This is a genomic window from Paenibacillus tianjinensis (assembly GCF_017086365.1).
Lineage (GTDB): Bacteria > Bacillota > Bacilli > Paenibacillales > Paenibacillaceae > Paenibacillus_AQ > Paenibacillus_AQ tianjinensis.
The window spans coordinates 342770-367044 of sequence record NZ_CP070969.1; the positions used below are offsets into that span (position 1 = coordinate 342770).

Below are 24275 nucleotides of genomic sequence, written 5' to 3' on the forward strand. Positions count from 1 at the left end.
CAGTAGCAGACCCGGTCTCCGGCAAGCGTCGTGAAATTAGCCGCTTGTCCGGTTACCGGGTATTCATATTCGCAGAGCCAGCACTTGGGGTGCCCTAATCTTATTAGAGAAGAGGGTGTTAATGTGCGAATTCATAAAAGTACAGCGAAACTGCTTGTCCTGTTATTGGTTATGACCACGTTTATTGCGCCAGGCGGACCAGGGGTAAAGGCTGCCTCAACATCTGCCGCTGCTGTGCTGGAAGTACAGCCAAATGCAGAGCCGGTGGAGCAGGCCTTGAGTCCGGATACGGTAACTGGTGCTACTTATGAGCCGAGCGTGAGCATGTTGTGGCAGGTAGGGAACCAGAACAACAGCTCGTCTGAATTTGCCGATTATAACAACATATACAGCAATGTATACAGCAGTGTATATGATAACGTATATGGATCCGTATATGAAAAAGCATTTAGTGAAAAACTCACTCTCCCCGTACCTCCCGCAAGGTGGAGCACGATCTCCAAAGGAATGAAGGCCGATGCCAACGGCACAATGAAGCTTACGTACCAGCTGGCGCAGGTTCCTGAATACGGAATCCAGTTCAGCTTCAAGGTCATTGATGCCAGCACGGCCATTCCCCAGCTGGCGGTATTCTCCAACGGCCTGATGAGCGGGCTGATTCAAATTACCGGGCTGAACAATGGTGAAACCGCTTTAATGGACACCTGGAAGCAGACCTACAAGCTCTATATCCCTAAGGAACAGCTGCATATCGGCAAAAATGTGCTTACGCTGGCTGTAGACCGCGGCCTATACGCGGACCCGCAGGCCCCCGGGTATGCCGGAGATCAATATTTATGGTTCGAATGGGATTATTTCAGGCTGGATGCGCTGAATGTACCGGCGCTTGAGCCGGTTCATGGCCGGTATGTCCATCTGGGCAGCACCTTGGCCGCGTCCACCTTTAAATATGACGAGAATGCGATCCGCCATCTGGCCCCGATGACCAAATGGATGGGCATTGCCTATAGCGGCAACTGGATGCGGGCCTCCTTCTGGTCGGACACAAGCAGCGGCTGGGACCCGCAGGGGCGCAATTATCTGAAGGCACTGCGTGATCTTAATCTGGAGCCGATGGTGAATATTATCGGCGGCAACTGGAAGAGCAACACGGAGCTGGCAGGCGGCATGATACCAGCGGCTCTGAGAAGCTATTATGCGGCTTTCGTCAGCAAATTCGGCGACCTGTATCAGTATGCCGAGACGGGCAATGAGCCGGGACTGTTCGGCTGGGCCCAGCAGGCCGTGGTGGCGACTCATGAACTGATGAACGAGGAGCGGCAGAGTAACAGCCAGCCTTACCTTAAGATTGTGGCACCGGGCTGGGCATATTGGCCATATAACGGAACACCCGACGGATGGGAACGGGATGCGGAGCAGCGGCGGGAGATTGAAGAGCTGTCCGATGTGACTAACGGGCACAGCTATGGCGGTACAGGCGTGCAGCCGCTGCCTGGCGCCAGCCTTTATGAGAATCTGCGCGTTTATAATCAATCGGATGAGGGCTTTGGCAAAGAGATGGCGATGAGCGAGACCGGCGCCAATGACAATCACTCCGACAACACCAAATACGGCACATATGCTTACAGGTTTGCCGCTGCCTTTGACCGGGAGATACGCGGCGACATCGGCTATGCGGACCATATTATGCAGCATGCAGCCTTCTTCAATGACGGTACGGAATTTGGATTGTTCGGCTCAGGCATCAACTGGAATACTCACCGGTTTGAAGATACGGTGGCCGTGCCAGCCAATCAGAATGAGGGGGGAGAGACAAGGCTGAAGACCTTCCGCAGATTGGCTGCAGCGTATGCGACCCATGGAAGCCCGCTCAGCTACAAGGTGGTGAATACCTTTGCCTTAACCGGCAAAAAAGCCTATTTCCGCGCAGTTGATACCTCGGCGCTCGGCACCTCAACCATTGGAGCATCGGCGGATAAAATCCTGCTGAACTTCGTCAACTTCGAGAAGGAGCCGTTAACGATGCGGGTGAAGGTGACGATGCCGGCCAGCGGAACCTACACCGGTGAAGTGTTCGGGGCAGGCAACAGCTATGCTGCTGCACATTCTACCGTGCAGCTCACGGCAACTCCATATCTCACCCTTAACGTGACTCTGGGGGCCGGCGAAACGGTGCAGTATATCCTGGATGAACTGGAGACGACCGCCCCTACTATTCCAACCGGCGCTGCTGCGGCGGCTGTAAGCCATGAACAGATCAGAGTGAGCTGGAACGCTTCAACCGACAATGATAAGGTGACCGGATACCGCGTATTCCGGGACGGAGGAACAGAGCCGGTGATGACCGTGCCGGGACAGCTTACGTTTTTCGATGACTACAGCGTTGCCCCGGAAACAGCATACAGCTACAGGGTGCAGGCAGTGGATGAATCGGGCAACGTGTCTGCCTTAACGCCTGACGTATCGGCGACTACTCTGGCTATGCCTATTACACCGCATGTGGCGGGGGACCCTACGAAATTCGAGGCGGAGGCTGCTGCGTTTGCCCTGCCGTTAAGAATCGGCACCAACAACCTCGCTTCCGGCAAAAAGGTTGTGGAGCAGACCCACGGCGGTCCGATTTCGATCCAGGGCTTTTATTCGGCCTCCGGCGGCAGTTATACCTTAACTGTTGCATACACTTCCAATCAGGATTCGAAGAAGAATATATATGTCAACGGGCAAAAGCTCTCCACCATTTCGCTGCCGACCACTGGAAGCTGGACCAGCAATATTACAGCCCGACAGTATGGCATCACACTTCAGCCGGGGTATAACACGATTACCTTTACTTCCGGCGGAAACGGGGCAAATCTCGATTATTTCAGGCTGGAGGAGGGAGCCTTTGTTCCGGTGTCAGCCTGGTATACGGTAGCGCATGACAATGCTTATATCGACTATAGCGGCTTTGAGCCGGCTCCGAACGGAGTGACTCACGTGACCTATTCGCCGGATGCCACGGCGGTGCTTAATTTTAACGGCATCGGCGTGCGCTGGAAATCGGACATCAAGAGCGATATGGGCAGCGCGGATGTCTATGTGGATGGGGAGCTGAAGGGAACCGTGGTTATTCCGCAGGCCGGTCTTGAGGGCGACAATAAGGTTGTCTACGAGCTGACCGGACTGAATTACGGGCTGCACCGGATTGAAATCGTCGCGCGTGAGGGAACAGTTATGGTCAGCAGCTTCCAGTTCGAGGGGTATGAACAGACGCTGCCCGTCCCGAATCCCGATTTGACCGTTACCGACATCGGCTGGAATATCGTGAACAGCGACGGTACGCCGTCCAGCCATACGACACCTCAGCTGGGGGACTCCTTAATCTTCTGGGCCAAGGTCAAAAATATCGGCGTGCGTCCGACCCCGCTGAATGCTTCCACCGGGCTTAGCCAGATTACGGGCGGCGCCTTCTCCGTCAATGGCGGGGTTGTCTCCTGGTCGGATACGAACAACAGCATCATCCAGCCGGGGGAAGAGATTACGCTGACCGCAAACAGCAGCGCCCAGGGAACACCGCGCTGGACGGTCCCGGCGATCGGCGATTTCACGGTCCAATTCTTCGTCAATGATATCTGGCGATACGAGGAAATGAACAAGGAAAACAACAAATTGTCTGAAATGCTGCATATTAGCCTGCCCTGACGGGCAGTGATTAGGCAGCGGTGCTTGAACCGGCAATCCCCGTTTCCTGCAAGTTACGGGGAGGTGGGGGTTGCCTACATAGATTGAACTAAACCTTTGAGGAAAGGAAGGAGTGACGGAGGGGGATTTTGGAACTGTAGGAGCGATAGCGTCCGCCTTTGTCTTCGGATTTCTACCGCTAAGAGCGGTTAAAATCAAGAAATCCGAAGACAACAGCGGCCGGAAGTCCAAATATCCACCGCAGTGGCGACTGATCCTGTACTCTGAAATTTTATGTTCATTCTATACTTTTATAGAATTTTGAACTTATTTCATAGTTGCCTTTATTTAGAGGCCTGGCGGTATTGGTTACACTTGGAGTAGAAATGACCGGGAGGAATCGGGATCATGCGGAGGCCGTTAACGAAGGATGAGCAGGATTGGGTGGAGCATACACTACAATCCATGAGTGTGCGGGAGAAGATCGGGCAGACGATGCAGGACCATGCCGGCCGGCTGCCGTTCAAGGCCACAGATGAGAATGAAGTCAGAGCGTATCTGGAGAAATATCCGGTAGGCAGCTTTTTTATCGGCGGAGAGGTGATCCAGAAGGCTGCGGGCAAAGCGGGGGAATACCGGGAATGGGTAGAGCTGCTGCAGAGGGTCAGCAAATTCCCGCTGCTGTTCTCCGGCGATCTGGAATTCGGCGCGGGTTCAGCGGTTAAAAGCCTGACGGCATTCCCGCCGCTGCTTGCGCTCGCTGCAGCCGATGATGAAGCGCTGGCTTACGAATACGGCAAATATACGGCGGTCGAGGGCCGGGCGGCCGGGTTCACCTGGGCGCTGGCGCCGGGGACGGATCTGCTGCTGAACTGGATGAATCCGGTGATCACAACCCGCTGTCTGGGCGATGAGCCCGGGCGTGCCCAGCGTTTGTCTGCGGCTGTGGTGCGGGGGATGCAGGATTATGGAATCGCCGCCTGCGCCAAGCATTTTCCGGGGGACGGTGTGGATTACCGGGATCAGCATATCATTACCACAATCAACAGCCTGCCGGAGCAGGAATGGTGGTCCACCTATGGCAAGGTCTCACAGCATTTGATTGATCAAGGGCTTATGTCGTATATGACGGGGCATATTGCACTTCCTTGGATGGAAGGGGCTGCAGCCCAGGGCCAGAAGCCGGTCCCGGCAACCGTCTCGCGGCGGATTACTACGGATTTGCTGCGCGGGCGGATGGGCTTTGAAGGCGTGGTGCTTTCCGATGCCCTGGATATGGGCGGATTCCTGGCCTGGGGAGATTATGAGCAGCGGATGGTGGACTGTCTGAACAGCGGGACAGATGTGCTGCTGTGGCCGGGCGTAAGGTATTTTGAAACCATGGAAAAAGCGCTGGCTCAAGGGATGGTAACGATGGAACGGCTGGATGCCAGTGTGCGGCGGATTCTGGCCATGAAGGCAGAGCTAAGCCTCCAGCATTTGGATGCACAGGGACGCGACCCCCTCGCTGTCCCGCTGGTGGATGATACATTGAAGCCGGAGCAGGACCTGCAGGCAAGAGAGCTGAGCAGACAGCTTGCGGAGAAATGTATCACGCTTGTCCGCAACCGGGCAGATATCCTGCCGCTGGATCCGCAGACGACCCGCAGGGTGCTGGTCATCATGCTGAACAAAGTGACACAGGGACGGGTCTTTGAACGGATGGGTCTGTTCGTTGATCAGTTACAAGCGAGGGGGCTGCAGGTGGATATTCTTGATGAATTCGAGCCGCTGAATACGCTGCAGAAATGGGAGCAATCCGGGATCCGCTGGGATGCGGCCTTTGTGCCTTATTTTATGCCGCTGCATGGCATGATGAACTCGGCCCGTCCGGTGGGCGAAGCGGCCAAAGCTATCTGGGCGCTGCAGCATGCGGAGACGATCCGTCCGATCGGGGTATCTTTTGCGACGCCTTTTCTGCTTCGGGATATGCCGTTCCTCGACACGCTCGTAAATGCCTATTCGCTGCACGAGGAAACGGTGGAATTCACGGTCAAAGCCCTGTTCGGGGAAGCTCCGTTCCTGGGACATTCACCTGTTGATGCCGATCCTGAGGAAGATTACCTGAGTCCAAGGAGGGTGCAGCATGTCCCACACTAAGCTTATGCTCGAGCCTATATTGGAGCGTCTATTTGCGTATATGACCGCTGAGCGGCACAGGGGCAACTGGGGAATGGACATCGGCCATTGGGATTGGGTACCGGGTGTGGGTGTAATTTCCATTCTGGATTACGGCCTGGCTGCGGGGCAGGACAAGGCCGTCGATTATGTGCTGGAGTGGGTAAAGCGGAACAGGCAGCAGGCCGAAGGCATCAAGGTGATTAATGCCATGGCGCCTTATGCTGTTTTTCCCGAGCTGTACCGGCGGACGCAGGACAGCTGGTTTCTGGAGAAGGCCGGTGAAATTGCCGGCTGGATGCTGGAGACAGCGCCTAGAACCCGGGAGGGGGCGCTGGAGCATACTGTCACTGAAGCGGCCAAGTTCCCGGAACAGGTATGGGCGGATACGGTCTACATGGCCGTGCTGTTCCTGGCGCGGCAGGCCGGGCTGACCGGGGAGCGCAGAATCGCGAAAGCGGCGCTGGAGCAGATGCTGCTGCATCTGCGTTTGCTCCAGGATGAGCAGACAGGGCTGCTGTTCCACGGCTGGAACTGCCGGGAGGGGAACCATATGTCGGCTGTCCGCTGGGCGCGGGCCAACGCCTGGATTACGCTTGCCGTTCCGCAGATTGTGGCAGAGATTAAGGGGCTGACCGAGATCCCCCCGGAGCTGTACAGCCGGTATGACAGGCTTGCCGCTGGCCTGCGGTCCTGCCAGGCGGACGACGGATTATGGCATACAGTTCTGGACAGGCCGGAATATTATAAGGAAACCTCGGGCAGTGCGGGCATCGCCTGCGGATTCATTCGGGGCGTACAGAACGGCATGCTGGACCCCTCTTATCTGGCCGGTGCGGAGCAGGCGCTCGGTGCGATTCTTCCGCTCATCACGGATGACGGTGAAGTGAGGGGGGTATCAGCCGGAACTCCGGTGATGCCTTCGGCTGAGGCCTATAATGAGATTGCTGTCTATCCGGCACTGTACGGGCAGGGGCTGGTAATGCAATTGCTGGCACAGACGCTGAGCCGGAAGTCTAACGGACAGCCGAATGTGACCACGGTCAGAAAGGCGGGGAAATAAGCGTGAATAATGCGGCAGGTTATACCCGAGAAGATATTGACCAGCGCAAAATGCTGATCCGCAAAATGCGGGGGCTGGAGGCCCGCTATCATCCGGAGCTTGCCATGCTGCGCTCGCCGTTCAGCAGCCCGGGGTACCATACCACCCTGAAGCAGGCCGAATTTATCCATTCCACGCGGGATTCATTGTCCTATGCACTGGGGCTGCTCGATACAGAGCTCGCCGAATGGGAGCAGCGGGCCTTCGGTATCATAGCACAGGTGATTTCCCTGCAGGATACGGACCGGAGCCACGCCACCTTTGGCATCTGGTCCTGGTTCTATGAAGAGCCGCTTGCTATGATGGCACCGCCGGACTGGAACTGGGCCGATTTTTGCGGCAGCCGGCTGATTCAGGCTCTGGCGCGTCACGGGCACCGTTTTCCGCAGGAGCTGCGCGAGGCAACGATCCGTTCGGTGGACTATGCCTGTGAGGCAATTATCAAGCGGAATGTTGGTCCCGATTATACTAATATCGCTATTCTGGGGGCTTTTGTCACCAGAATTGCCGGTGAGCGGCTCGGCCGGGAGGACTATGCAGTCTATGGGCTGGAACGCTTGAAAAAGCTCTGTGCATATACCATGGAGCGCGGGGCCTTTCAGGAGTTCAACAGTCCCGTTTATACCTATATCGCCATTCTGGAGCTATCGAAGCTGCGGAGCGAGTCTGCGGACAGTACCGTGAAGGAGCTGTGCAATGAGCTGATTGAGCTGACCTGGAAAACGGTAGCCGGATATTATCATCCCGCGACTGCGCAGTGGTCAGGCCCGCACTCCCGCTCCTACCAGACACTGCTGACTGAGCAGAGCAAGGCGTTTCTGCAAATGGCGACCAGGGGGGAAGTGATGTTTTTTCCATGGGATGAGCTTCCTTATGAGGAGGAATGGTACGGCAGCGGGTTTTATTGCCCGCCCGCTTATCTGGAATGCTTCAAAATACCATCAACCAAAGAGGTGAGACAGCTCTATGAGGGGAATGCCGATGACGGCAGCGGCAAATGGGCGGTTACTTTTATGACGCCGCAATTCAGCATGGGTTCATTTACGAACAGTGATTTATGGAATCAGAGGCGGCCGCTGCTGGCCTATGTGAATAATAATGGTGCTCCGGCTTATATCCGGCTGCGCTGCCTGCATGATGGCTATGATTATTGCTCTGCCCGGATTAAAACCAAACAGGATCAGGGGGATTTGCTGTTCGGAATTGATTTTGTGACCGATGGCGGGGACACCCATCCTAATCTGGACCGGATTAGCGGGGCAATCCATGCTGCGGATTTCCGGCTGCGGCTGGAGATTGGCGGTCATACCGGCGGCATCACTGCAGAGCTCACGGAAGAGGGAGCCGAACTTAGGATCGGGGAGTCCGTCTTCTGTCTGACGACATGGTTTGCGGTATTCACCGGACAGCCGGATTCCGGGCGGAGCTTGAGCTGGCAGCTGGACCAGACTGCGGACAGCCTCAATCTGGATCTGGTTCTGTATTCCGGCCCGCGCTGCAGCATTGATTTCACCAGCCTGCGGCAGGCGGCATTTGTGTTCTCGCTCGCTGCCTTGGAGGCTGGGGACAGCGAAGGCCCGCGGGTGGAGGTAACCGATGAAGGTATACTTCGGGTGTGTGACAGCAATGAATCCGGCGAAGCCTTCTCGCTGCGGCTGCGTCCCGGTCCGGCAGCGGACAGCATGCTCTGAACATAGCAAAGGAGCTGTGTCCCAAGGTTCAACCCTTGGAGCACAGCTCCTTTTAATATAAACCTGTTAGCGCGAAAGCTCTATGAAATCGCCACGAAACCGCTCATAGTCGGCAGCTCTGCATTCCAGCAGGAGCTTTGTTCCCTGCTCTTCATAGCTGACCTCCTGGACATGGGCATGTTCATTGAAATACGAAACGATGCTCCCGTGGTCATACGGGATCAGAATTTCACACTGAATGTAGTCATTAAAGACGTGCCTGCGGATCAGTCCGGTAAGCTCGGCGATTCCGCTGCCCTGTCTGGCGGAGAGGGTGACGGAGTCTCCTTCCACAACAGGATAAGGCCGGCCGGTCAGATCGGCTTTATTGTAGGCGTACACCGTGGGAATGCCCTCTGCGCCCAGCGCTTTGAGCGTCTCGGCCGTTACCTCCATATGCTGTTCATGCTGCGGATCGGAAGCGTCGACGACATGGACCAGCAGATCGGCTTCGGTTACTTCCTCCAGCGTAGAACGGAAAGCCTTAACCAGATGATGAGGCAGCTGGCTGACGAAGCCTACCGTATCGGTTAGCAGGAAGGTTTTGTGATCCGGCAGCTTAATGCTGCGGACCGACGTCTCTAGGGTGGCGAACAGCATATCCTTGGCAAGTACCTGCTTGCCCGAGCCGGGATGATATTCCTCTACCATGGCATTCAATAAGCTGGACTTGCCGGCATTGGTATATCCGACCAGACAGACCACCGGGACTTCATTTTTTTGCCGCTGCCTGCGCTGGATCTGGCGCCGTTCAACCTGGGTCTGAAGTTCAGCCTGCAGTGCGGTAATCCGTTCCTCGATTCTTCTGCGGTCCAGCTCCAGCTTCGTTTCACCGGTCCCTCTGTTATTCAGGCCTGATCCGCCGCCCTGCCGGCCGAGCGATTCGCGCATGCCGGTCAGGCGGGGAAGCATATACTGCAGCTGGGCGACTTCGACCTGCAGCTGGGCTTCCCTGGTTTTGGCCCGCTCCGCAAAAATATTCAGAATCAAAATCGTCCGGTCAATAACCTGACGGTCCAGGGCCGACTCCAGATTGCGGATCTGCGAAGGCGTCAGCTCATCATTGAAGATAATGACTGTATCCTCATCCTCCGGCATTGCGGCCAGCTCCTGAATTTTGCCTGTGCCCAGATAGTGGGAGGGATTCACCCGGCTGGCTTTCTGGCTTAGCTCGCCGACAACCCTGATATTGCAGGCGGCAGCCAGATTACGCAGCTCCTCCATCGAATATGCGAAATCCGTCTCATTTTGCTTTTGCAGTTGAACACCCACGATTATGGCCTGTTGCTGTATGGTTTCCATCTATTCATCAACCTCCTGAAATTTTGTGACTGAGTAAGCGGTAAGTGGTAGGGTGCGGACTAAGCGTACTAAGGGGCTAAGAGGACATGAAAAAGCACAGGCGGTAATCTGCCTGTGCTTGAATTAGAGGAAATAGAATAGGCCGGGAAGGCCATGCATTGGCATGCACGGCATCAACCAGCTGGCGCACCCCACAGCGAAAATGAACGAAAGAACCGGCACCGGCAGAGGGAAGTAGGAAGCCTATTCCACGCTGCCCGGTTAAGGTGATCAATTTCTATGGAAATGCGATTTCTAAAGGCGAAGGCGGCACATGATTCCCTGTCCGCCCGGTCAAACTGCGGGCTGCCTTTAAAAATGGATAGACCTATCCTGAGTCCTCTGCACATGGGCAGAACTTTAGCGCTATTCATATCTGAATTAGCCGCGCAAAGTACGAATCCGGATAAAATCTATCACATTCATTTGCAACCCTCCGTTCCTAAAAGTTGAGTCCATCTTAGCATATCCATTATTTTCTGGCAAATCAGCTTACCCACTCCCGCCGCAGGGTGAACAGATCCTTCAGCGCATCCGTGGACAGCTCGGTAATCCAGTTCTCGGAGCCGGAGATGACATCATCGCTGAGCTGCTGCTTGCTCTCCAGCATCTCGTCAATGCGTTCCTCCAGGGTTCCAAGCGAGATGAATTTATGCACCTGCACATCCTTGGTCTGGCCCATCCGGTAGGCGCGGTCCGTGGCTTGATTCTCCACAGCCGGATTCCACCAGCGGTCGAAATGGAAGACATGGTTGGCTGCGGTCAGATTGAGGCCGACTCCGCCCGCTTTCAGTGAGAGGATGAATACATTCGGCTGACCGGCTGACCCTGGAGACCCGTCCGGAGGTGAAGGGGCCTGGAACTGCTCAATCATGCGGTCACGGGCTTGCTTGGAGGTGCTGCCGTTCAGATATAGCACAGGTTCCTTCAGCTCCTGCTGGAGCACGGACTGGAGCATCTGGCCCATGCCGACATACTGGGTGAAGATCAGGCAGCGTTCGTTCTCTTCGCGCAGCTCCCGCACCATCGCCAGCAGCCGTTCCAGCTTCGCGGAACGCTCAATCAGGGAGGCGGTGCCCGCCCCGCCTTCCGCGGCCGGATCTGGAAGGGCCTCTTTCGTCAGCAGTACAGGATGATCACAGAGCTGCTTAAGGCTGGTTAACGCAGCGAGAATGGCACCTTTACGTTCAATACCTTCCAGCTTGTTCATCTTCTCCAGCAGTCCGGTTACATGCTGGTCATAGAGGGCAGCCTGCTCAGCGGTCAGATTGACATAGGTCTTCATTTCATTCTTATCGGGAAGATCCAGCTGAATATTGGGATCTTTCTTTTTGCGGCGCAGCATGAAGGGCTTCACGACCCGCTGCAGATCCGCTGTCCGCTCGGGATTCCGTTCTTTCTCTATCGCGTTTGCGAACCGGTCCTGGAAGGACTTGGCGCTGCCCAGGTAGCCCGGTGTAATAAAATCATAGATCGACCACAGCTCCGACAGCCGGTTCTCAATCGGCGTTCCCGTCAGGGCAATCCGGTGCAGGGCCGGGAAGCTGCGTACCGCTGCAGACTGCTTCGTCCCGGCGTTTTTGATGTTCTGCGCTTCATCGAGACATACAGCAGCCCAGGTGAACTGCTGCAGCAGCTCCTGGTCAAGCGATGCCGTGGCGTAGGAGGTCAAGACTACATCGGCCTGCGAAGCTGCACCGTAGAAATACCCGGCATTCAGCCGCCTGCTGCCATAGTGCAGCATGACGTTCAGAGACGGGGCGAAGCGCTGCAGCTCCTTCTGCCAGTTGCCGAGTACGGAGGTCGGGCAGATAATCAGTGCAGGCCAGCCCGGAGGATCGGTCTGCGGCAGGTTCACCGCCGGATCCGCACCCAGCTCTTTCAGATGCAGCAGATAGGAGATCAGCTGCACGGTCTTGCCAAGGCCCATGTCGTCGGCCAGGACAGCCCCGAGGCCGAAGCGCCGGAGAAAGGCCAGCCAGGCAAAGCCTTCATGCTGATAGCTGCGGAGCTCGGCGTGCAGTCCGGCCGGCACCTCCGGCTTCGGCCATTGGGCACGCTGGCCAAGCTGGCCGATCAGGTGGACCAGATGCTCGTTCAGCTCCACCTCCAGCCGGACGCGGGCCGCCTGCTCCTCAGCCTGTTCTGCTGCGGCTTCCCCGCTTAATTCTTCTTCGCCGCTGCCTAGCAGATGCAGCTGCAATACGTCCTGGAAGGACAAGCCGCGCGACTTGTCCATCCCGGCCATGGCCCGCTGGATCTGGGCCAGCAGGGCGGGGTCAAGCGGAATCCACTTGCCCCGGAACTGTACGAGCCGTTCGCCCCGGGCGACCAGCTCGGCGAACTCCGCCTCTGAGAGGTCGGCGTCGCCGATCGAGATGCGCCAGTCGAAATCGACCAGCGCATCCAGCCCGAACAGCGACTTGCCGCCGCTGCGGCTGCCCTCGCCGGAGCTGATCTTGGCGCGCAGGCGCGGTTTCCGGCGGCTGGCGGCCTCCCACCACGCCGGCAGCAGCACCTGCCAGCCGGCTTCCAGCAGCAGCCGGCTGTCCTGCGTCAGGAACCGCCACGCGAGCGCGTCGCTGAGCGGTTCCCCGAGCACATCGTCCCCGTGGCCGATGTGCCCGCCGGGCAGGCTCTCGCGCAGCCGCGAGAGCCACCCGGCCGCCCGCTCGCGGACGTGGGCCGTCCACGATGCGGGCCACTGGCCGTGCGGCTCGCCGTCCCCGGTGAGCCGCAGCGGCACAAGCGCGGATTCATCGCGCTTGTCCTGCAGGAGCAGCCGGAGCCGCCAGTAGGACGTGTCCGCGTCCGGCTCCAGCAGCTGCAGCGCCGGCCGGAACGGCGCGGTGTCGGCTTTCCAGCCGATGGACATCAGCCAGCTCTCGGCATCGACTCCGAGAGCTGATGCTCCGCTGCTGCTGAACAGCAGCGGGAATTCGCTGCGCAGGTCGCCGGCTTCGGCTTCCGTGCCGTAGTAGCGCTGGAACACCGCCGCTGAGAAGGCGGCGCTGAGCCCCTCGGCCAGTCCGCGCCGTTCAGCCAGCCCGCGCAGCGCGGCTGTAAGCTTGCCGTTCCCTTCGGCCAGCTGCCGGAGGGCCTTGTCGTCCCAGTTCCACTGGAGCTGGCCTTCGCGGTAAGCGGCGAAGCTGGGTACATACTGCTTCTCTGCCAGCAGCATGGAGACAGCCGGGGCCAGCTCGGTCAGCAGGGCGGCATCGCCCTGCCAGCTCCAGCCCACATGCCGGAGCAGCCGGAGATCCGCGAAGAACGGGACCACCTGCTCGGCAGGCAGAACTACCAGCTCCACGCCATCCGCGTTTTGCAGGGTCAGCTCCGTTCCATAAAAAGACGCTTCATGCCAGGCAAACAGCTTCTGCTTCAGCTGAACACCGGGAACGTAGTCGTCCCTGTCGTCGACGGCGTAAATCAGGGCATCTCCGTACTTGGTCAGGGCGAGCTGGACGGTAATATTGCGCATATACTTGCTCATGGGATCAGCTTTCCTTTCCGCAGCTCTTCCTGCAGGGCACGCAGCCTGCTGTTCCGGGAGGTGAAGACTTCTAAGAATTCCTCCCAGCGCTCCTCGCGTTTAAGCTTCTTATACAGCTTGGCTAACCGCTTCATCAGTTTGACGGCTGCTTTATAGCTATGCCGGTTTTTCTCCACCACAAACCGTTCCACGGCTTGGTGATAGAAGGGCAGCAGCAGCTCAGGCGCATTTTTCTCCAGCGGCTGGAGATCGCTGACACGGAAATCGGAAGGGGCTTTGCCGGAAGATAGCTGATAATCCATCCAGTCCTGCCATTTGCCATAGTCCAGCAGCAGGTCTTCGTAAATTTCCCGGGATATCGGCAGCATGCCGGACAGCGTGTCCCACATCAGCGGTTCGGTCTCCGGTAAACGCCGGACCGCTTCTTTCCAGTACCCTGCATAATCGCTGAGATTGTACAACCGGCTGGTCAGCAGGGGGCCGATTTCAGCAAGCCATGATGTGAGGCGTGACCAGTGTCCGGCTTCGGCGAGCGGGATAAGGAAGCTCATCAGCTCATCCGGATAAATGCCGGGCCGCTGCGCTGTCTTGCGGAGCATCTCCCATGCCGCCCGGTCGTCGCTGAGCAGGTAATACATCCGGCTCTCAGCCAGCAGCAGCGATTGGCCCGAATGTGCAGCTCCGAGTTCCTGTCCGGCCTGGCGCAGGGCGTCCAGCTCTTCCGAATAGAGGGCCGCTCCGTCCGTGTTTGGAGCAATCCATTTTCTCCAGAGCAGTTCATAGCAGGCGGAGAAGTAAGGCTGGTCACGCGAGCGGTCACGCGCTTCCGTCAGCATCTCCTGCCGCAGATAGGATAAGGTATCCATCACCCGCTGCCACTCTCCGGGTTCCTCCGTGAGCGGCAGCGGTTGATTCATCAGGCGGGTTACGGCGGCCTGCAGCTCAGAGACGGCAACGGCGGTATAATAGCCGAGCGAATAGCCTAGGACGGGGGCCGCTGCTGCAGGCAGGGCAGGTCTCAGCAGATTCTCCAGGATGAAGAGATGGGCATGCAGCTTGAACAGCATACCGGCGGCAGGGGAGAGCTCCGGCTTCGCCTCGGCAATGGCGGCCAGTGCCCTGTCGGCATACTGGGGGTTCCGCACCGTATGTGCGAGCGGAGAGGTGAGCAGCTGAAGATATTCGCGCCACTGGGCCACCGTCCCTCCGGGAATAAGTCCGCCTAGCTTTTTCACCAAGGCGCTGCGGCTCCCGGTTCCTGCCGGACCGGTACTGGCAGCAGCTGCTTTGGGGCGGCTGACGACCGCCTTGGCATTGGCCAGGGAAGCTACGGACCGCTTTTGCGCATCAGCATAATACATGAGTACCGCCGCTATATGCTTACAGGGTTCATTCACCGGACAATCACAATAATTGCCTGGGAAATTGTCCAGGTTGATATAGACGCCATAGTTTTCCCGGCCCTCAACCATTGCCCTCATTTTCCGGGGTTCACTGATGGAGAATGTCTGCACCCGGTTCTGCTTAAAATATTGAAATCCCCGCTTCAGGGTTAAATCATCGAAATAATAGGCCGCATCCGAAATGAGCTTGTCCCATTCGGCATCATCCAGGGCATAGTTTGGCTGCATCGCAATCGGTCTCCTGTAGCAAAATATTCTTTGTTCCTGCTTTGTTCCCCTATTATAGCACCTAAAAAGGATGAGCTTGCTACTCTTTCGTTTCTAATAAGTGAGCAGTTTCCTGACCAATGATGCCCCCGCTCGATCCGTGTGATAAATTTTAGGATCATTCCGTTGTTTCAAGCGGATATGGCTACAGAGCCTCCTGGGAGGATGCGCCGAAGCTGCCCGTAGCAGAAACAGCAACCGCGCTGGTAGCCGCTTCCGTAATCGTGACTTCGATCCGTGTTCATTACGGCCTATTATTCGCTATTATTCCGGCATATGAGGAAGAAAAATCCTCCGGCAGCCGATAGCCCCTCAGATCGGGCAGTATATAGAAGAACCCTCCGTACACCATAAAGGCGTATCTGGAGGATTCTTTTTTTTAAAATAAGAACTTATATGCTTCGCACTATTCATTTATGAGCTTGCTGAACGCAGCATTGTCGAACCGGTCTCCCTGCACCAGCCACGCTCCTTCGATTTTAAATAATGTTAAAATCCCCTCCATCGGCACTCGCTGCTGTTCCTGGCCTTCCTCATTCAGTAGTACAAGATCCACGCTATACTTCAGTTCCGCGATATCCTGCTTGTGGCCGTCACTAAGCGTAAACTGCAGGTTATCCGGCCGGATGGACAGCTGCTGCTTGTGGACGACCTGCAGGGGCAGGGCGGTGTAGCGCGTGCTGACTGCTTTTTGGTAGAATTCCTCGGTAAAATAAGGCTTCATCACTTCATTACGCTGCTCTATGGATTCGATAGACATAACATCTGCGGAGGCTTTGACCGTGTACTCGGCATTCTTATATTCGGTCGCGGCTTTCAAGGCCGCATCCAGTTCAGCGGGCGGAATGTCTTCCTTAGCCGGGGCAGCGGACTCCGCTGACGGTGCTGCGCTCTGTGGTGAGGGTGCGGCGCTTTCGCTGGCAGGAGCTGCGCTTTCAGGATGATTATGGCTTCCGGACGAATTTGAATTACAGCCGGTTAGTAAAGCAACGGAAAGAATAATACTGCTTAGCGGCCACGTGAATTTACGCATAAGTCCCTCCTTATTCATATAAAATGGAAATTATTATAATATTACCATATTTTATAAGGTGAGTCTTATACAGGCAGCAGCATACTGTCGTAATCTTGCTCTCCTATTCCAAAGGGCTGCATAAGGGAAAAGCAATCGTTTATACTGGCCGTATGAGGTGATTTCATATGGACCAAGCATTGTTTGAGCGTATCTATGATTCCGTAGTCAACCGCGAACCGACCTATGACGGGGTATATTATACGGCAGTGCTTACTACCCGTATTGTCTGCCGCCCGTCCTGCCGGGCCAGAACGCCCAAGGCAGGAAATGTAAAGTTCTATACGTCTTTAGAGGAGGCGGCCCGCGCGGGCTTCCGCCCCTGTAAACGATGCCGCCCGGAGGAAGGCGGCGTGCTCCGGCCCGACGCGGTGCTTGCCGCCCAGGCGGATGTTATTATGGAGGTGCAGCTTGCAGAGAAGCTGACGCTGCCGAAGCTGGCTGAACAGCTGAAGGTCAGCCCGTTCCACCTGCAGCGGACCTATACACGTGTAACCGGCCAGTCACCTGCCGTGAAGCTGGATCAGCTGCGGATAGCGAAGGCCTGCGAACTGCTGGTGGCTACGGATTTGCCGGCTAATGAAATCGGGCGGGCGGTCGGCTTTCAGGGCGCATCCCATTTCGCCGCCTGGTTTGCGCGGAAGAACGGTCTGCCGCCAACGGAATACCGCAATCAATACAAGGGAGGGAATTCACTTGAACCTGAAGACCGCTAAGAACATCAGGAAGAGCGTAACCGCTAAGCCGGTTAAGATCTATCACCATACGCTTCGTCTCGGCAACAGGGGATGGACCTTATGGGCCAGTGATAAGGGTCTGATCCGGGTATCCTATGAGCAGGATCAGGGCCGTCTGCCGGATGGCTGGCTGAACCTCTATGCTCCTTTTCATGAGCTGGAAGAGAACGCGGAAGTTTTTACCGATATGGGTGTCATTAGTCTGCTGGAGGGCTATTTTGCCGGAAATCCGGTCAGCTTCGCTGACATCCCGCTCGACTTATGGGGAACGGCATTTCAGCAGGAGGTCTGGAGGGGGCTGACGCAGATTCCTTACGGCGGCGTTGCTACGTACAAGGAGCTTTCCGTGCAGATCGGCAGACCGCTGGCGGTCCGTGCGGTGGGCGCGGCCAACGGGCAGAACCCGATACCGGTCATCGTGCCCTGTCACCGGGTGATCGGCGCTAACGGCACATTAACCGGTTACCGGGGCGGCCTGAAGCTGAAGCAGGAGCTGCTGGCGCTGGAAGGCATTACGCATGTGGGGGCGGCGGGTCATGAACGATTTGCTTTTTGAGCTGCCGCTGCCGGAGTTTTTTGACCTGGGCGCTTGTCTGGCCTATATGAACCGCTCACCGCTGGAATGTTTGTTCCGTTCAGATAGCGAGGGGGTCAACCGGCTGTTTATTCTGGAAGGAGCGCCGGCGCTGGTCAGGCTGACCATAGCGGAGGACCAGCCGCTGCGCCTGAAGGCTGCCTTGCTGGCCGGTGCCCGTCCTGGCGCGGAGGCTATGGCTGATCTGGCGCGCTACATCGTGGAATGGTTCGATCTGGACCGCGATCTGGCCCCGTTCTACCGGATCGCTGATGCAGACCCGCTGCTCCGGCCGCTGGCAGTAAGTGAACGGGGCCTGCGGATCATCGGAATTCCTGATCTGTTCGAAGCTTTATGCTGGGCGATACTGGGCCAGCAGGTCAATCTGGCCTTTGCCTACAGGCTGAAACAGCGGCTCACCGCTGAATACGGAGAGTCGCTGGAGTATGAAGGACATACCTATTATCATTTTCCGCGGCCGGAGGTATTCCTGACGGTCACGCAGGATGAGCTGTGCAGCCTGCAGCTGACCCGCAACAAAGCGCGGACCGTGCTGGAGGTAGCTGCGCTGATTGCCGGAGGCGGACTCAGCCGGGAAGAGCTGCTGGCCCTTCCGTCCCCGGAGGCCGCCGAGCAGCGGCTGCTGAAGCTCCGCGGGATCGGGCCATGGACCTCGCAGTATGTGCGGATGCGCTGCCTGCGCGATACCACCGCATATCCTATCGGCGATGTGGGCCTGCAAAATGCGGTGAAATTCCTCACCGGCATGGACCGCAAGCCTACGCCAGCAGAGCTGCTGGAACTGGCGAGGCCTTGGCACGGCTGGGAGGCTTACGCCACCTTTTACTTGTGGCGGGCACTGTATTGAGAAGGAATACTTTGGCGGAACCCTCCGGGTCTACTTCAGAAACGGCTCCGCCAACCGGATCATCTCTTCTTTACTGAAATACTGCCCGCTCATTTCATCCATCTGATAATACAGAAGCTCTTGCCCGCCGGGAATCCCGGCAGACCATGTAAGGCTATTGCCTCCCTTGTATTGGGTGTAAATCATTTCTACCCCGTGTACAACCAGCTTCTCTGCGGTGAAATCAACACTCTCGTCCACATAGGTGGTAGCGGGGCCGGCGGATTTGCTGATACTGACTGTGATTTCCTGCTCTCCCTGCCGGTAGGATGCTGTCATATTAAGCAGCTGATCTGACAGCTTCACCGGAACCATGGCATAATCTTGGCCCGATTGCTCTGCCATCACCCGCAGCTTGTCTGCGGTAGCTGCAGCTTCGGTTGGGGAGGGAGGGCTAAGCAGATTGACCGGCTTGTAATAGACCGAAGCGCTATGAAAAGAATATCCGTCTGGAAGAGCATCTGTAAGGAAGACGGATTGTCCGGACAGCCTTGCTTGCAGCGTTGGCAAATCGGTATAGGTGACAGGCTTGGACCGGGTATCTGTTACTCCGCCGGGGTTGTGGGGAACGACGTAAAAGATGGCAGCCGTGCCCTCCTGCAGCAGCTGTCCGGCTAAATCCCTGCTGTAATCAAGGCGTTCAATCTCTTCCTGCTGAACCGCCGGGAATTCTGTAGCGGGCTTTACCTGATAGGTTACCTCTCCGTCCTTATTGTTCAACGTCTGGTAATGTACTGCGGCGAAGCCGGAGGAAGCTGTCAGCAGCAGCCCCGTGATTACCAGTACCCCGATTTTGTATTTCATGAAGAATCGCTCCTTTATCTGTTGCCCGGCATACAGCCGTCTCATCACACTCCCGGACAGATCGGCCTCCCCGGGTACTGCATTAATAAGGATTTCTTTCAATTCCTTTTCGTTGTAAGCCGGCATAGCGGTCCTCTCCCTTCGCATTCGCATAATATTTCCGGAATTTCCTGGCGCTCCGCTCGAATTTTTTCCGCAGACGGGTGCTGTTCTGATGCAGAATCAGGCTGATGTCCTGATAGCTCATTTCCTCCACACTGCGCAGGATTAACAAGTTTCGTTCCTCCGCCGACAGCATCGCCATCGCCCGCTGAACCTTTTCGTCCGGGTACTCAGCTTCAATATGCTGATCCACCGGCCTGTGCTCCTTCTCATCCTGGTAAAAAAGACTAAGTGCCTTCGTCAGCTTCCGTTTGCGCATTACATCAATGCACTGATGATAGGCAATTTTGTACAGCCAGGCTGCGAATGGAACCCCAGGGTTGTATTTGGATAAGGAGCGGTAGGCTTTGAGGAAAACCTCCTGGGCATTGTCCTCAGCTTCCGGATAAGAACCGAGCATGTGATAGCAGTAGAGAACAATCGGCTTCTGATAGAGAAGTACAATACTCTCGAACTCATCAATATTACCGTCCAGTACCTGGTTAATAGTCTTATGCAGAACTTCATCCTCCAAGGCTGCTCACCCCCTTTCAATCTGTACAACGGATGATGGAAGGGGAATGTGACATTTTTTCAGAAAGCATAGCCGAATTTGCAGACGAAAAAAAGCCCTGTCCTTCATTTGTGAAGGACGGGGCTTGATCCGTAATTATCGCGGGGCAAGGTACTGATAAGCTCTCAATCCTGAAAGCGGTATGCCAGTGCGGCATTTAGTACCGGGTCGATCCCTTGTCTATAGTCGCTGATTGTATAGTCCACGGGGATATCAGGCATCAGTGCATCATCCGCTGAGTCAGAGAAATGGAACTCGGTGGTGCTGTAGGTAACAGTAAGCCCGGTCTCCGGAAGCTGCAGGAACTGAATCTCCCCCGGCTTATTGGGACTGCCGTTGGTCGGCTCACCCAGCAGCTTGGCCTGCAGCTCCTCGCGGAATTCTGAGGCATTCATCATCGCTGAAGAAGCGGTGCCGCGCCCGATAAGGACAAGCACGTGATTTTTGAGTGTGGGTTCCTGCAATAAGCTTGTCTTTAACGGCTTGATGATCCTTGAGTCCCCTCCCCCATTAGCCCGCAAATCTACAATGACTTTCTGCACCGGCGAAGCCTTTAGTGATGTCTTGATGTCCTGTACAAATCGCTTGACCGGGTATTCAGAGTCTTCTGCACAACTGTTATAAGCCACATACAACGTCTGCTCTGCGGACAAATTCGTAAAGCTGTAATTCCGTTTACTGTTGATTGATGCCAATAAGGTATCCTTATATGGACTGATTAAATTCAGTGTGCTGTCATTCTGGGACACCGGCTGAACCGTCTTTTGGACATCCGTTCCGTCCTCCTGTCTGAAGGTCAGGCTGATCCTGCTCTTGTCCGCAATAACCCCCAGCCCATGCAATATGGATGGCCGAATGATGTAGCGCGGGATGTTCACCAGCAGTCCCTGTTCATTATCCCGGGAGATGACGTCCGTAAGCTGATCAATTACAGAACTGACAGGCGAATTGTTAATCTCCGTAAGCTCTGTGTATAGAACCTCCGAATAGACGGTAAGAGTGTCGATGACATATAAACGCCCTTGCCACATATACAGCCTGAACGGAAGCACCTTTTCCTCCGCCAGCCCCAGATTGGTGTGCACCTGCCCAAGTGAGGCGATTGCCTTGGATAGGTCAATTTTGACCTGGTCATCATTGTCATAGTCCGGAAGTCTGCCGATCATTTCATCGATCTTGCTGCTGAATGCCGCGGCACGCCCGCTGTTCGTTGCAAGACTTACCTCTTTCTGGCGCATTTCCTGCTTCATGAGCTGTAAGTCTGGTTTCCAGTCCAGGGTAAGGCTGCTCTTCGGACTGCAGGAGGATAAAGACAACCTCAATTTTACCAAATAATTAATTTTATGGATATTATTTAATTTTTAGATATAGGCCGGATCTTTAATTTCCGTGAAAAAAATGAAAATGCCATGACGCTCTACTCCAGTAGAATGTCATGGCATTTTGTCTTGAAATGACGCCGCACAGCAGCAGTTCATCTCATCATAATCCTGCTTGCGGCCCTGCTTACCGTTCCCGCTTCGTGAAGATCTGGAAGGTTACGCCGAACTTGTCGGTAACCATGCCGTAGGCAGGGCTGAAATACAGCTCTTCCTGACCTAACATCTAGTTTAAAGCACTTTACGATAAAGCGAGTAATGAACGGCATGATGAGCAACATTGATAATTAAATCCCAGTAGGTAGATAACTTGCTAATTTGCGATGATACAACAATAAAAAACGTTAGCGCCATCAACGGAATAGGAATCCATGCCCCTGTATAGATGTAAAAGGAATCTGTGTAAACGTTCATTTTGGATAAGCTCAATGTGCTCGTTAAGCATATGACGGCCTCTCTGCTGAAACAGGCTTCGTTCGAGAGGTATTTAAGCTGGGGGCTCAAGGACCGCCAAGGGGAGAGAGAGCAGTTCCTTACCGAGCTGTTCCGGGAGATAGATTCGGCCCTTAATGTTCTTCCATCCGGCGTAAAACATCGTTCGGAGTTGAAAGAGGTTTACCATTTTATCCAGAACGAAAATCGTAAAGCGGAACCGAACTTCCCGTTGCTGCAAGCTTCGCTCTACTTTTTGGAGAGAGAGAAAGAGCTTAAAAGTCACGTCATCCAGTTAAGGAATATTATTTACTCAGGTAGAGGGAGATAGCTTGTTATGTGAAATCAAATCCAACCCCATCGGGGACAAGAGTGAAGACTCTAGGGGTGGAGGGAACACTACGCGAAAAAGGTACGTCTAACGTTGTTACGGTTAACGAGCATTCCGCTCCCTCAAAATGATTTGGTTTTCTCACGCAGGCTCATGAATTTGCAGGAGTTCACCTTTAGCTAAGTAAGAGAAAAGAAGGAACTAGAGGGGGCTAATGGGAAGGGATCGAAGCAAAGAGGAATTTACTTTACGACAGAGTGCCCCCTTAGATTTCAACCAAGGTATGCTCGGTCATGAGAAAGCATCGACCACTCAAATTTACGCACAGCTCCGCGGCGAACGTCGGAGAGAGCCTTATCGATTCTTTGATGAGAGGATATTTCCGATGCAGCCTGTTAGAGCAGGTATTCAACGCCACGGAGATATCCTTTTTCTAATTCATTTTGGCGAGTGCGAAAGTTTGTGTGATCTTCATATAGGATAGGTTACTCTCGTTAATTCCTCGGATATTTTCCATAAACGCTCCGCCAGCATTCTGTCATGGGTAAGGTTACCGGATTCAACTTGTATAGGATAGCCTTTGCGCTGATTTTTGCCTGAGGGTCCGAAATATTCTCCACCCTTCACATTAGGGTCTGTGGCGGCTCTTAAAATGGGCAGAGCCCCCATTTCTGCCGGCTGCGAGAGGAAATGAGCGATCCGCTTCATAATACCATTCATATGATGCTGCAGATTAGTCACAGACCAACCGGGGTGTGCACATAATGATAGGTTATGAAGCCCCTCTGCTTTCCATCTTCTATCAAGCTCATAGGCGAATAGAATATTAGCCAATTTGCTCTGGGAATAAGCCCGTTGTCTATCGTAATTTGTACTCCATTGCAGATCCTGAAAATATATATTAGTTCCCTTCCATGAGTTTGCCAGACTACTTACGGTTACCACTCTGGCGTATTCTGTCCGCATGATTACCGGCAGGAGCAACCCTGTCAGTGCAAAATGTCCCAGATGGTTCACGCCGAATTGCAGCTCAAACCCATCTTTTGTCAAGCTGTGCGGTGGCATCATTACACCTGCATTATTGATCAGAATATCAAGCCGGTTGTAATTCTCTTGAAACATGCTACAAAAGGATCTGACGGATTCCAAATCCGTGAGGTCCAGCTTCATTGCTTCTACGGTTGCGCTAGGATATGCATTCTGTATTGCCAGTGCAGCTGCATGGCCTCGATCCATGTCCCTTACAGCTAATATCACGGTCGCGCCTTTGCGGGCAAGTACTTTAGCTTGCTCAAGCCCAAGCCCCGAGTTGCCTCCGGTAATGATTACAACGGCATGATTCAGGTCCTTGATCTGTTCTTCGCTCCATCTAGGATTTTCCATAGCAGTTCTCCTCCAAACAATTTAAGTTACCACTGGTACATTAAAAATAACATACCATCGGTAACTTGTAAACTGTAAAGAAGGATGCCAACAAGAATTATAGGCATCCTACTGTTTTTTCTGAATAAAATTATTGATATGCACTTCTATTCCTTGGGACAAAACGTGGTTGAAGCTGTAGTCGATGTTTAAATGTTGGTAACCGCGTAATATCTGCTGCATCGGTTCAGTCGGATTGGATAAAGTCCATAGCGAAGAAGCGATAAGGAAAACATAGTACTGGATATAAAAGCCGTCCTGTATCGTCAATGTTGGATAGAGGACCGTAAGCTGCTTTGCAAGCTGTTCCTGTAAGTCAATATTCGTCGCCTTGAAGCTTTTCAATGAGGGTTCCGAGCTATTCCTTTCTAGAGCAACTCCGAGATACGGCATCAGCTTTAGTAGCTTGGGATGATTCTGGTATACCTTTACCCATATGAAGCTCACTTCTGTCGGCAGCGGATCAGTACTTAGTTGCATTAATTCTCCAATAAGCTCCTTGGTAAAGCGTTCATACTCTTGGCCATATATGTCCAGAAAAATCTCTTCGCGGCTGCTAAAATATCTGTAGATACTAGGCTTGCTTATCTGAAGCTCTCTTGCAATACCATTTAATGTAATATGATCGTATTCTGTTTCTTCGAACAGTCTATAGGCTGCATCCAGAATCTCTTGCTTTCTGGATTCGATTTGCTCCGTTGACCTTGCTCTTTTCCAGTCCATGGGATCACCCCGTAAGTACATATTTA

Annotated in this window: 17 protein-coding genes and 1 pseudogene; 8 read left to right on the forward strand and 10 right to left on the reverse strand. The window is 54.7% G+C overall.

The genetic code is table 11. The annotated features are described in order from the left end of the window. The first annotated feature begins 123 nt into the window (after nt 1–123). The 4 genes from JRJ22_RS01520 (at nt 124) to JRJ22_RS01535 (ending at nt 8610) form a co-directional block, all read left to right on the forward strand. Nucleotides 124–3681, forward strand: a complete 3558-nt coding sequence (locus tag JRJ22_RS01520) for a carbohydrate-binding domain-containing protein (RefSeq protein WP_206102838.1) — start codon at nt 124–126, stop codon at nt 3679–3681. Between the two features lie 387 nt (nt 3682–4068). Then, nucleotides 4069–5799 (forward strand): glycoside hydrolase family 3 protein, encoded by a 1731-nt coding sequence (locus JRJ22_RS01525; protein WP_206102839.1) that lies wholly within the window; start codon nt 4069–4071, stop codon nt 5797–5799. Then, entirely contained in the window at nt 5786–6880 is a 1095-nt protein-coding gene (locus tag JRJ22_RS01530) for a glycoside hydrolase family 88/105 protein (protein WP_206102840.1), read from the forward strand. The genes JRJ22_RS01525 and JRJ22_RS01530 overlap by 14 nt, the downstream gene beginning before the upstream one ends. 2 nt (nt 6881–6882) lie before the next feature. After that, on the forward strand, nt 6883–8610 hold the full coding sequence (locus tag JRJ22_RS01535) for a DUF8769 domain-containing protein (RefSeq protein WP_206102841.1): 1728 nt from the start codon (nt 6883–6885) through the stop codon (nt 8608–8610). Between the two features lie 66 nt (nt 8611–8676). Here JRJ22_RS01535 and hflX read toward each other — a convergent pair whose 3' ends face one another. The 4 genes from hflX to JRJ22_RS01555 all read right to left on the reverse strand — a co-directional run bounded on the left by hflX (nt 8677) and on the right by JRJ22_RS01555 (nt 16186). After that, a complete protein-coding gene (gene hflX / locus JRJ22_RS01540) occupies nt 8677–9951 on the reverse strand; it encodes a GTPase HflX (RefSeq protein WP_206102842.1) in 1275 nt (424 codons plus the stop codon). 526 nt (nt 9952–10477) lie between these two features. Further along, complete coding sequence (locus JRJ22_RS01545) at nt 10478–13483, reverse strand: DEAD/DEAH box helicase (protein WP_206102843.1); 3006 nt, start codon at nt 13481–13483, stop codon at nt 10478–10480. Beyond that, nucleotides 13480–15114, reverse strand: a complete 1635-nt coding sequence (locus JRJ22_RS01550; RefSeq protein ID WP_206102844.1) for an SWIM zinc finger family protein — start codon at nt 15112–15114, stop codon at nt 13480–13482. Before JRJ22_RS01550 ends, JRJ22_RS01545 begins: the two co-directional genes overlap by 4 nt. A gap of 445 nt (nt 15115–15559) precedes the next feature. After that, nucleotides 15560–16186: a hypothetical protein gene (locus JRJ22_RS01555; RefSeq protein ID WP_206102845.1), complete on the reverse strand. Its 627-nt coding sequence runs from the start codon at nt 16184–16186 to the stop codon at nt 15560–15562. 167 nt (nt 16187–16353) lie between these two features. Here JRJ22_RS01555 and JRJ22_RS01560 point away from each other — a divergent pair, with 167 nt between their 5' ends. From JRJ22_RS01560 to JRJ22_RS01570, 3 genes are read left to right on the forward strand one after another with little or no spacing between them, the layout of a single operon-like run. Then, the gene (locus tag JRJ22_RS01560; RefSeq protein WP_206102846.1) at nt 16354–16941 is read left to right on the forward strand and encodes an Ada metal-binding domain-containing protein; all 588 of its coding nucleotides are present in this window, start codon (nt 16354–16356) and stop codon (nt 16939–16941) included. Further along, a complete protein-coding gene (locus JRJ22_RS29390) occupies nt 16922–17518 on the forward strand; it encodes a methylated-DNA--[protein]-cysteine S-methyltransferase (protein ID WP_269751865.1) in 597 nt (198 codons plus the stop codon). The genes JRJ22_RS01560 and JRJ22_RS29390 overlap by 20 nt, the downstream gene beginning before the upstream one ends. Continuing rightward, nucleotides 17499–18404: a DNA-3-methyladenine glycosylase family protein gene (locus JRJ22_RS01570; protein ID WP_206102847.1), complete on the forward strand. Its 906-nt coding sequence runs from the start codon at nt 17499–17501 to the stop codon at nt 18402–18404. The genes JRJ22_RS29390 and JRJ22_RS01570 overlap by 20 nt, the downstream gene beginning before the upstream one ends. A gap of 30 nt (nt 18405–18434) precedes the next feature. Here the strand turns inward: JRJ22_RS01570 and JRJ22_RS01575 are convergent, their stop codons facing one another. The 4 genes and pseudogenes from JRJ22_RS01575 to JRJ22_RS01590 form a co-directional block, all read right to left on the reverse strand. Beyond that, nucleotides 18435–19373 (reverse strand): hypothetical protein, encoded by a 939-nt coding sequence (locus JRJ22_RS01575; protein WP_206102848.1) that lies wholly within the window; start codon nt 19371–19373, stop codon nt 18435–18437. Then, nucleotides 19330–19923 (reverse strand): RNA polymerase sigma factor, encoded by a 594-nt coding sequence (locus tag JRJ22_RS01580; protein ID WP_206102849.1) that lies wholly within the window; start codon nt 19921–19923, stop codon nt 19330–19332. Before JRJ22_RS01580 ends, JRJ22_RS01575 begins: the two co-directional genes overlap by 44 nt. Nucleotides 19924–20087: 164 nt before the next feature. Continuing rightward, nucleotides 20088–21212: a S41 family peptidase gene (locus JRJ22_RS01585; RefSeq protein ID WP_206102850.1), complete on the reverse strand. Its 1125-nt coding sequence runs from the start codon at nt 21210–21212 to the stop codon at nt 20088–20090. A gap of 256 nt (nt 21213–21468) precedes the next feature. Next, nucleotides 21469–21555 (reverse strand): annotated as a pseudogene (locus JRJ22_RS01590) (VOC family protein); the annotation flags it as partial. Nucleotides 21556–21756: 201 nt separating this feature from the next. Here JRJ22_RS01590 and JRJ22_RS01595 point away from each other — a divergent pair. Beyond that, complete coding sequence (locus JRJ22_RS01595; RefSeq protein ID WP_206102851.1) at nt 21757–22104, forward strand: hypothetical protein; 348 nt, start codon at nt 21757–21759, stop codon at nt 22102–22104. A gap of 471 nt (nt 22105–22575) precedes the next feature. Here JRJ22_RS01595 and JRJ22_RS01600 read toward each other — a convergent pair whose 3' ends face one another. Together JRJ22_RS01600 and JRJ22_RS01605 are read right to left on the reverse strand one after the other, a co-directional pair. Continuing rightward, on the reverse strand, nt 22576–23487 hold the full coding sequence (locus JRJ22_RS01600) for an oxidoreductase (RefSeq protein WP_206102852.1): 912 nt from the start codon (nt 23485–23487) through the stop codon (nt 22576–22578). A 108-nt stretch (nt 23488–23595) separates the two neighbouring features. Continuing rightward, a complete protein-coding gene (locus JRJ22_RS01605) occupies nt 23596–24249 on the reverse strand; it encodes a TetR/AcrR family transcriptional regulator (RefSeq protein WP_206102853.1) in 654 nt (217 codons plus the stop codon). Between the last annotated feature and the right edge of the window lie 26 nt (nt 24250–24275).

Coding starts and splice junctions, on each gene's coding strand:
- JRJ22_RS01525 (WP_206102839.1), top strand. CDS start 4,069: ATGCGGAGGCCGTTAACGAAGGATGAGCAGGATTGGGTGGAGCATACA.
- JRJ22_RS01530 (WP_206102840.1), top strand. CDS start 5,786: ATGTCCCACACTAAGCTTATGCTCGAGCCTATATTGGAGCGTCTATTT.
- hflX (WP_206102842.1), bottom strand. CDS start 9,951: ATGGAAACCATACAGCAACAGGCCATAATCGTGGGTGTTCAACTGCAA.
- JRJ22_RS01545 (WP_206102843.1), bottom strand. CDS start 13,483: ATGAGCAAGTATATGCGCAATATTACCGTCCAGCTCGCCCTGACCAAG.
- JRJ22_RS01550 (WP_206102844.1), bottom strand. CDS start 15,114: ATGCAGCCAAACTATGCCCTGGATGATGCCGAATGGGACAAGCTCATT.
- JRJ22_RS01555 (WP_206102845.1), bottom strand. CDS start 16,186: ATGCGTAAATTCACGTGGCCGCTAAGCAGTATTATTCTTTCCGTTGCT.
- JRJ22_RS01560 (WP_206102846.1), top strand. CDS start 16,354: ATGGACCAAGCATTGTTTGAGCGTATCTATGATTCCGTAGTCAACCGC.
- JRJ22_RS01570 (WP_206102847.1), top strand. CDS start 17,499: ATGAACGATTTGCTTTTTGAGCTGCCGCTGCCGGAGTTTTTTGACCTG.
- JRJ22_RS01575 (WP_206102848.1), bottom strand. CDS start 19,373: ATGCCGGCTTACAACGAAAAGGAATTGAAAGAAATCCTTATTAATGCA.
- JRJ22_RS01585 (WP_206102850.1), bottom strand. CDS start 21,212: ATGAAGCAGGAAATGCGCCAGAAAGAGGTAAGTCTTGCAACGAACAGC.
- JRJ22_RS01600 (WP_206102852.1), bottom strand. CDS start 23,487: ATGGAAAATCCTAGATGGAGCGAAGAACAGATCAAGGACCTGAATCAT.
- JRJ22_RS01605 (WP_206102853.1), bottom strand. CDS start 24,249: ATGGACTGGAAAAGAGCAAGGTCAACGGAGCAAATCGAATCCAGAAAG.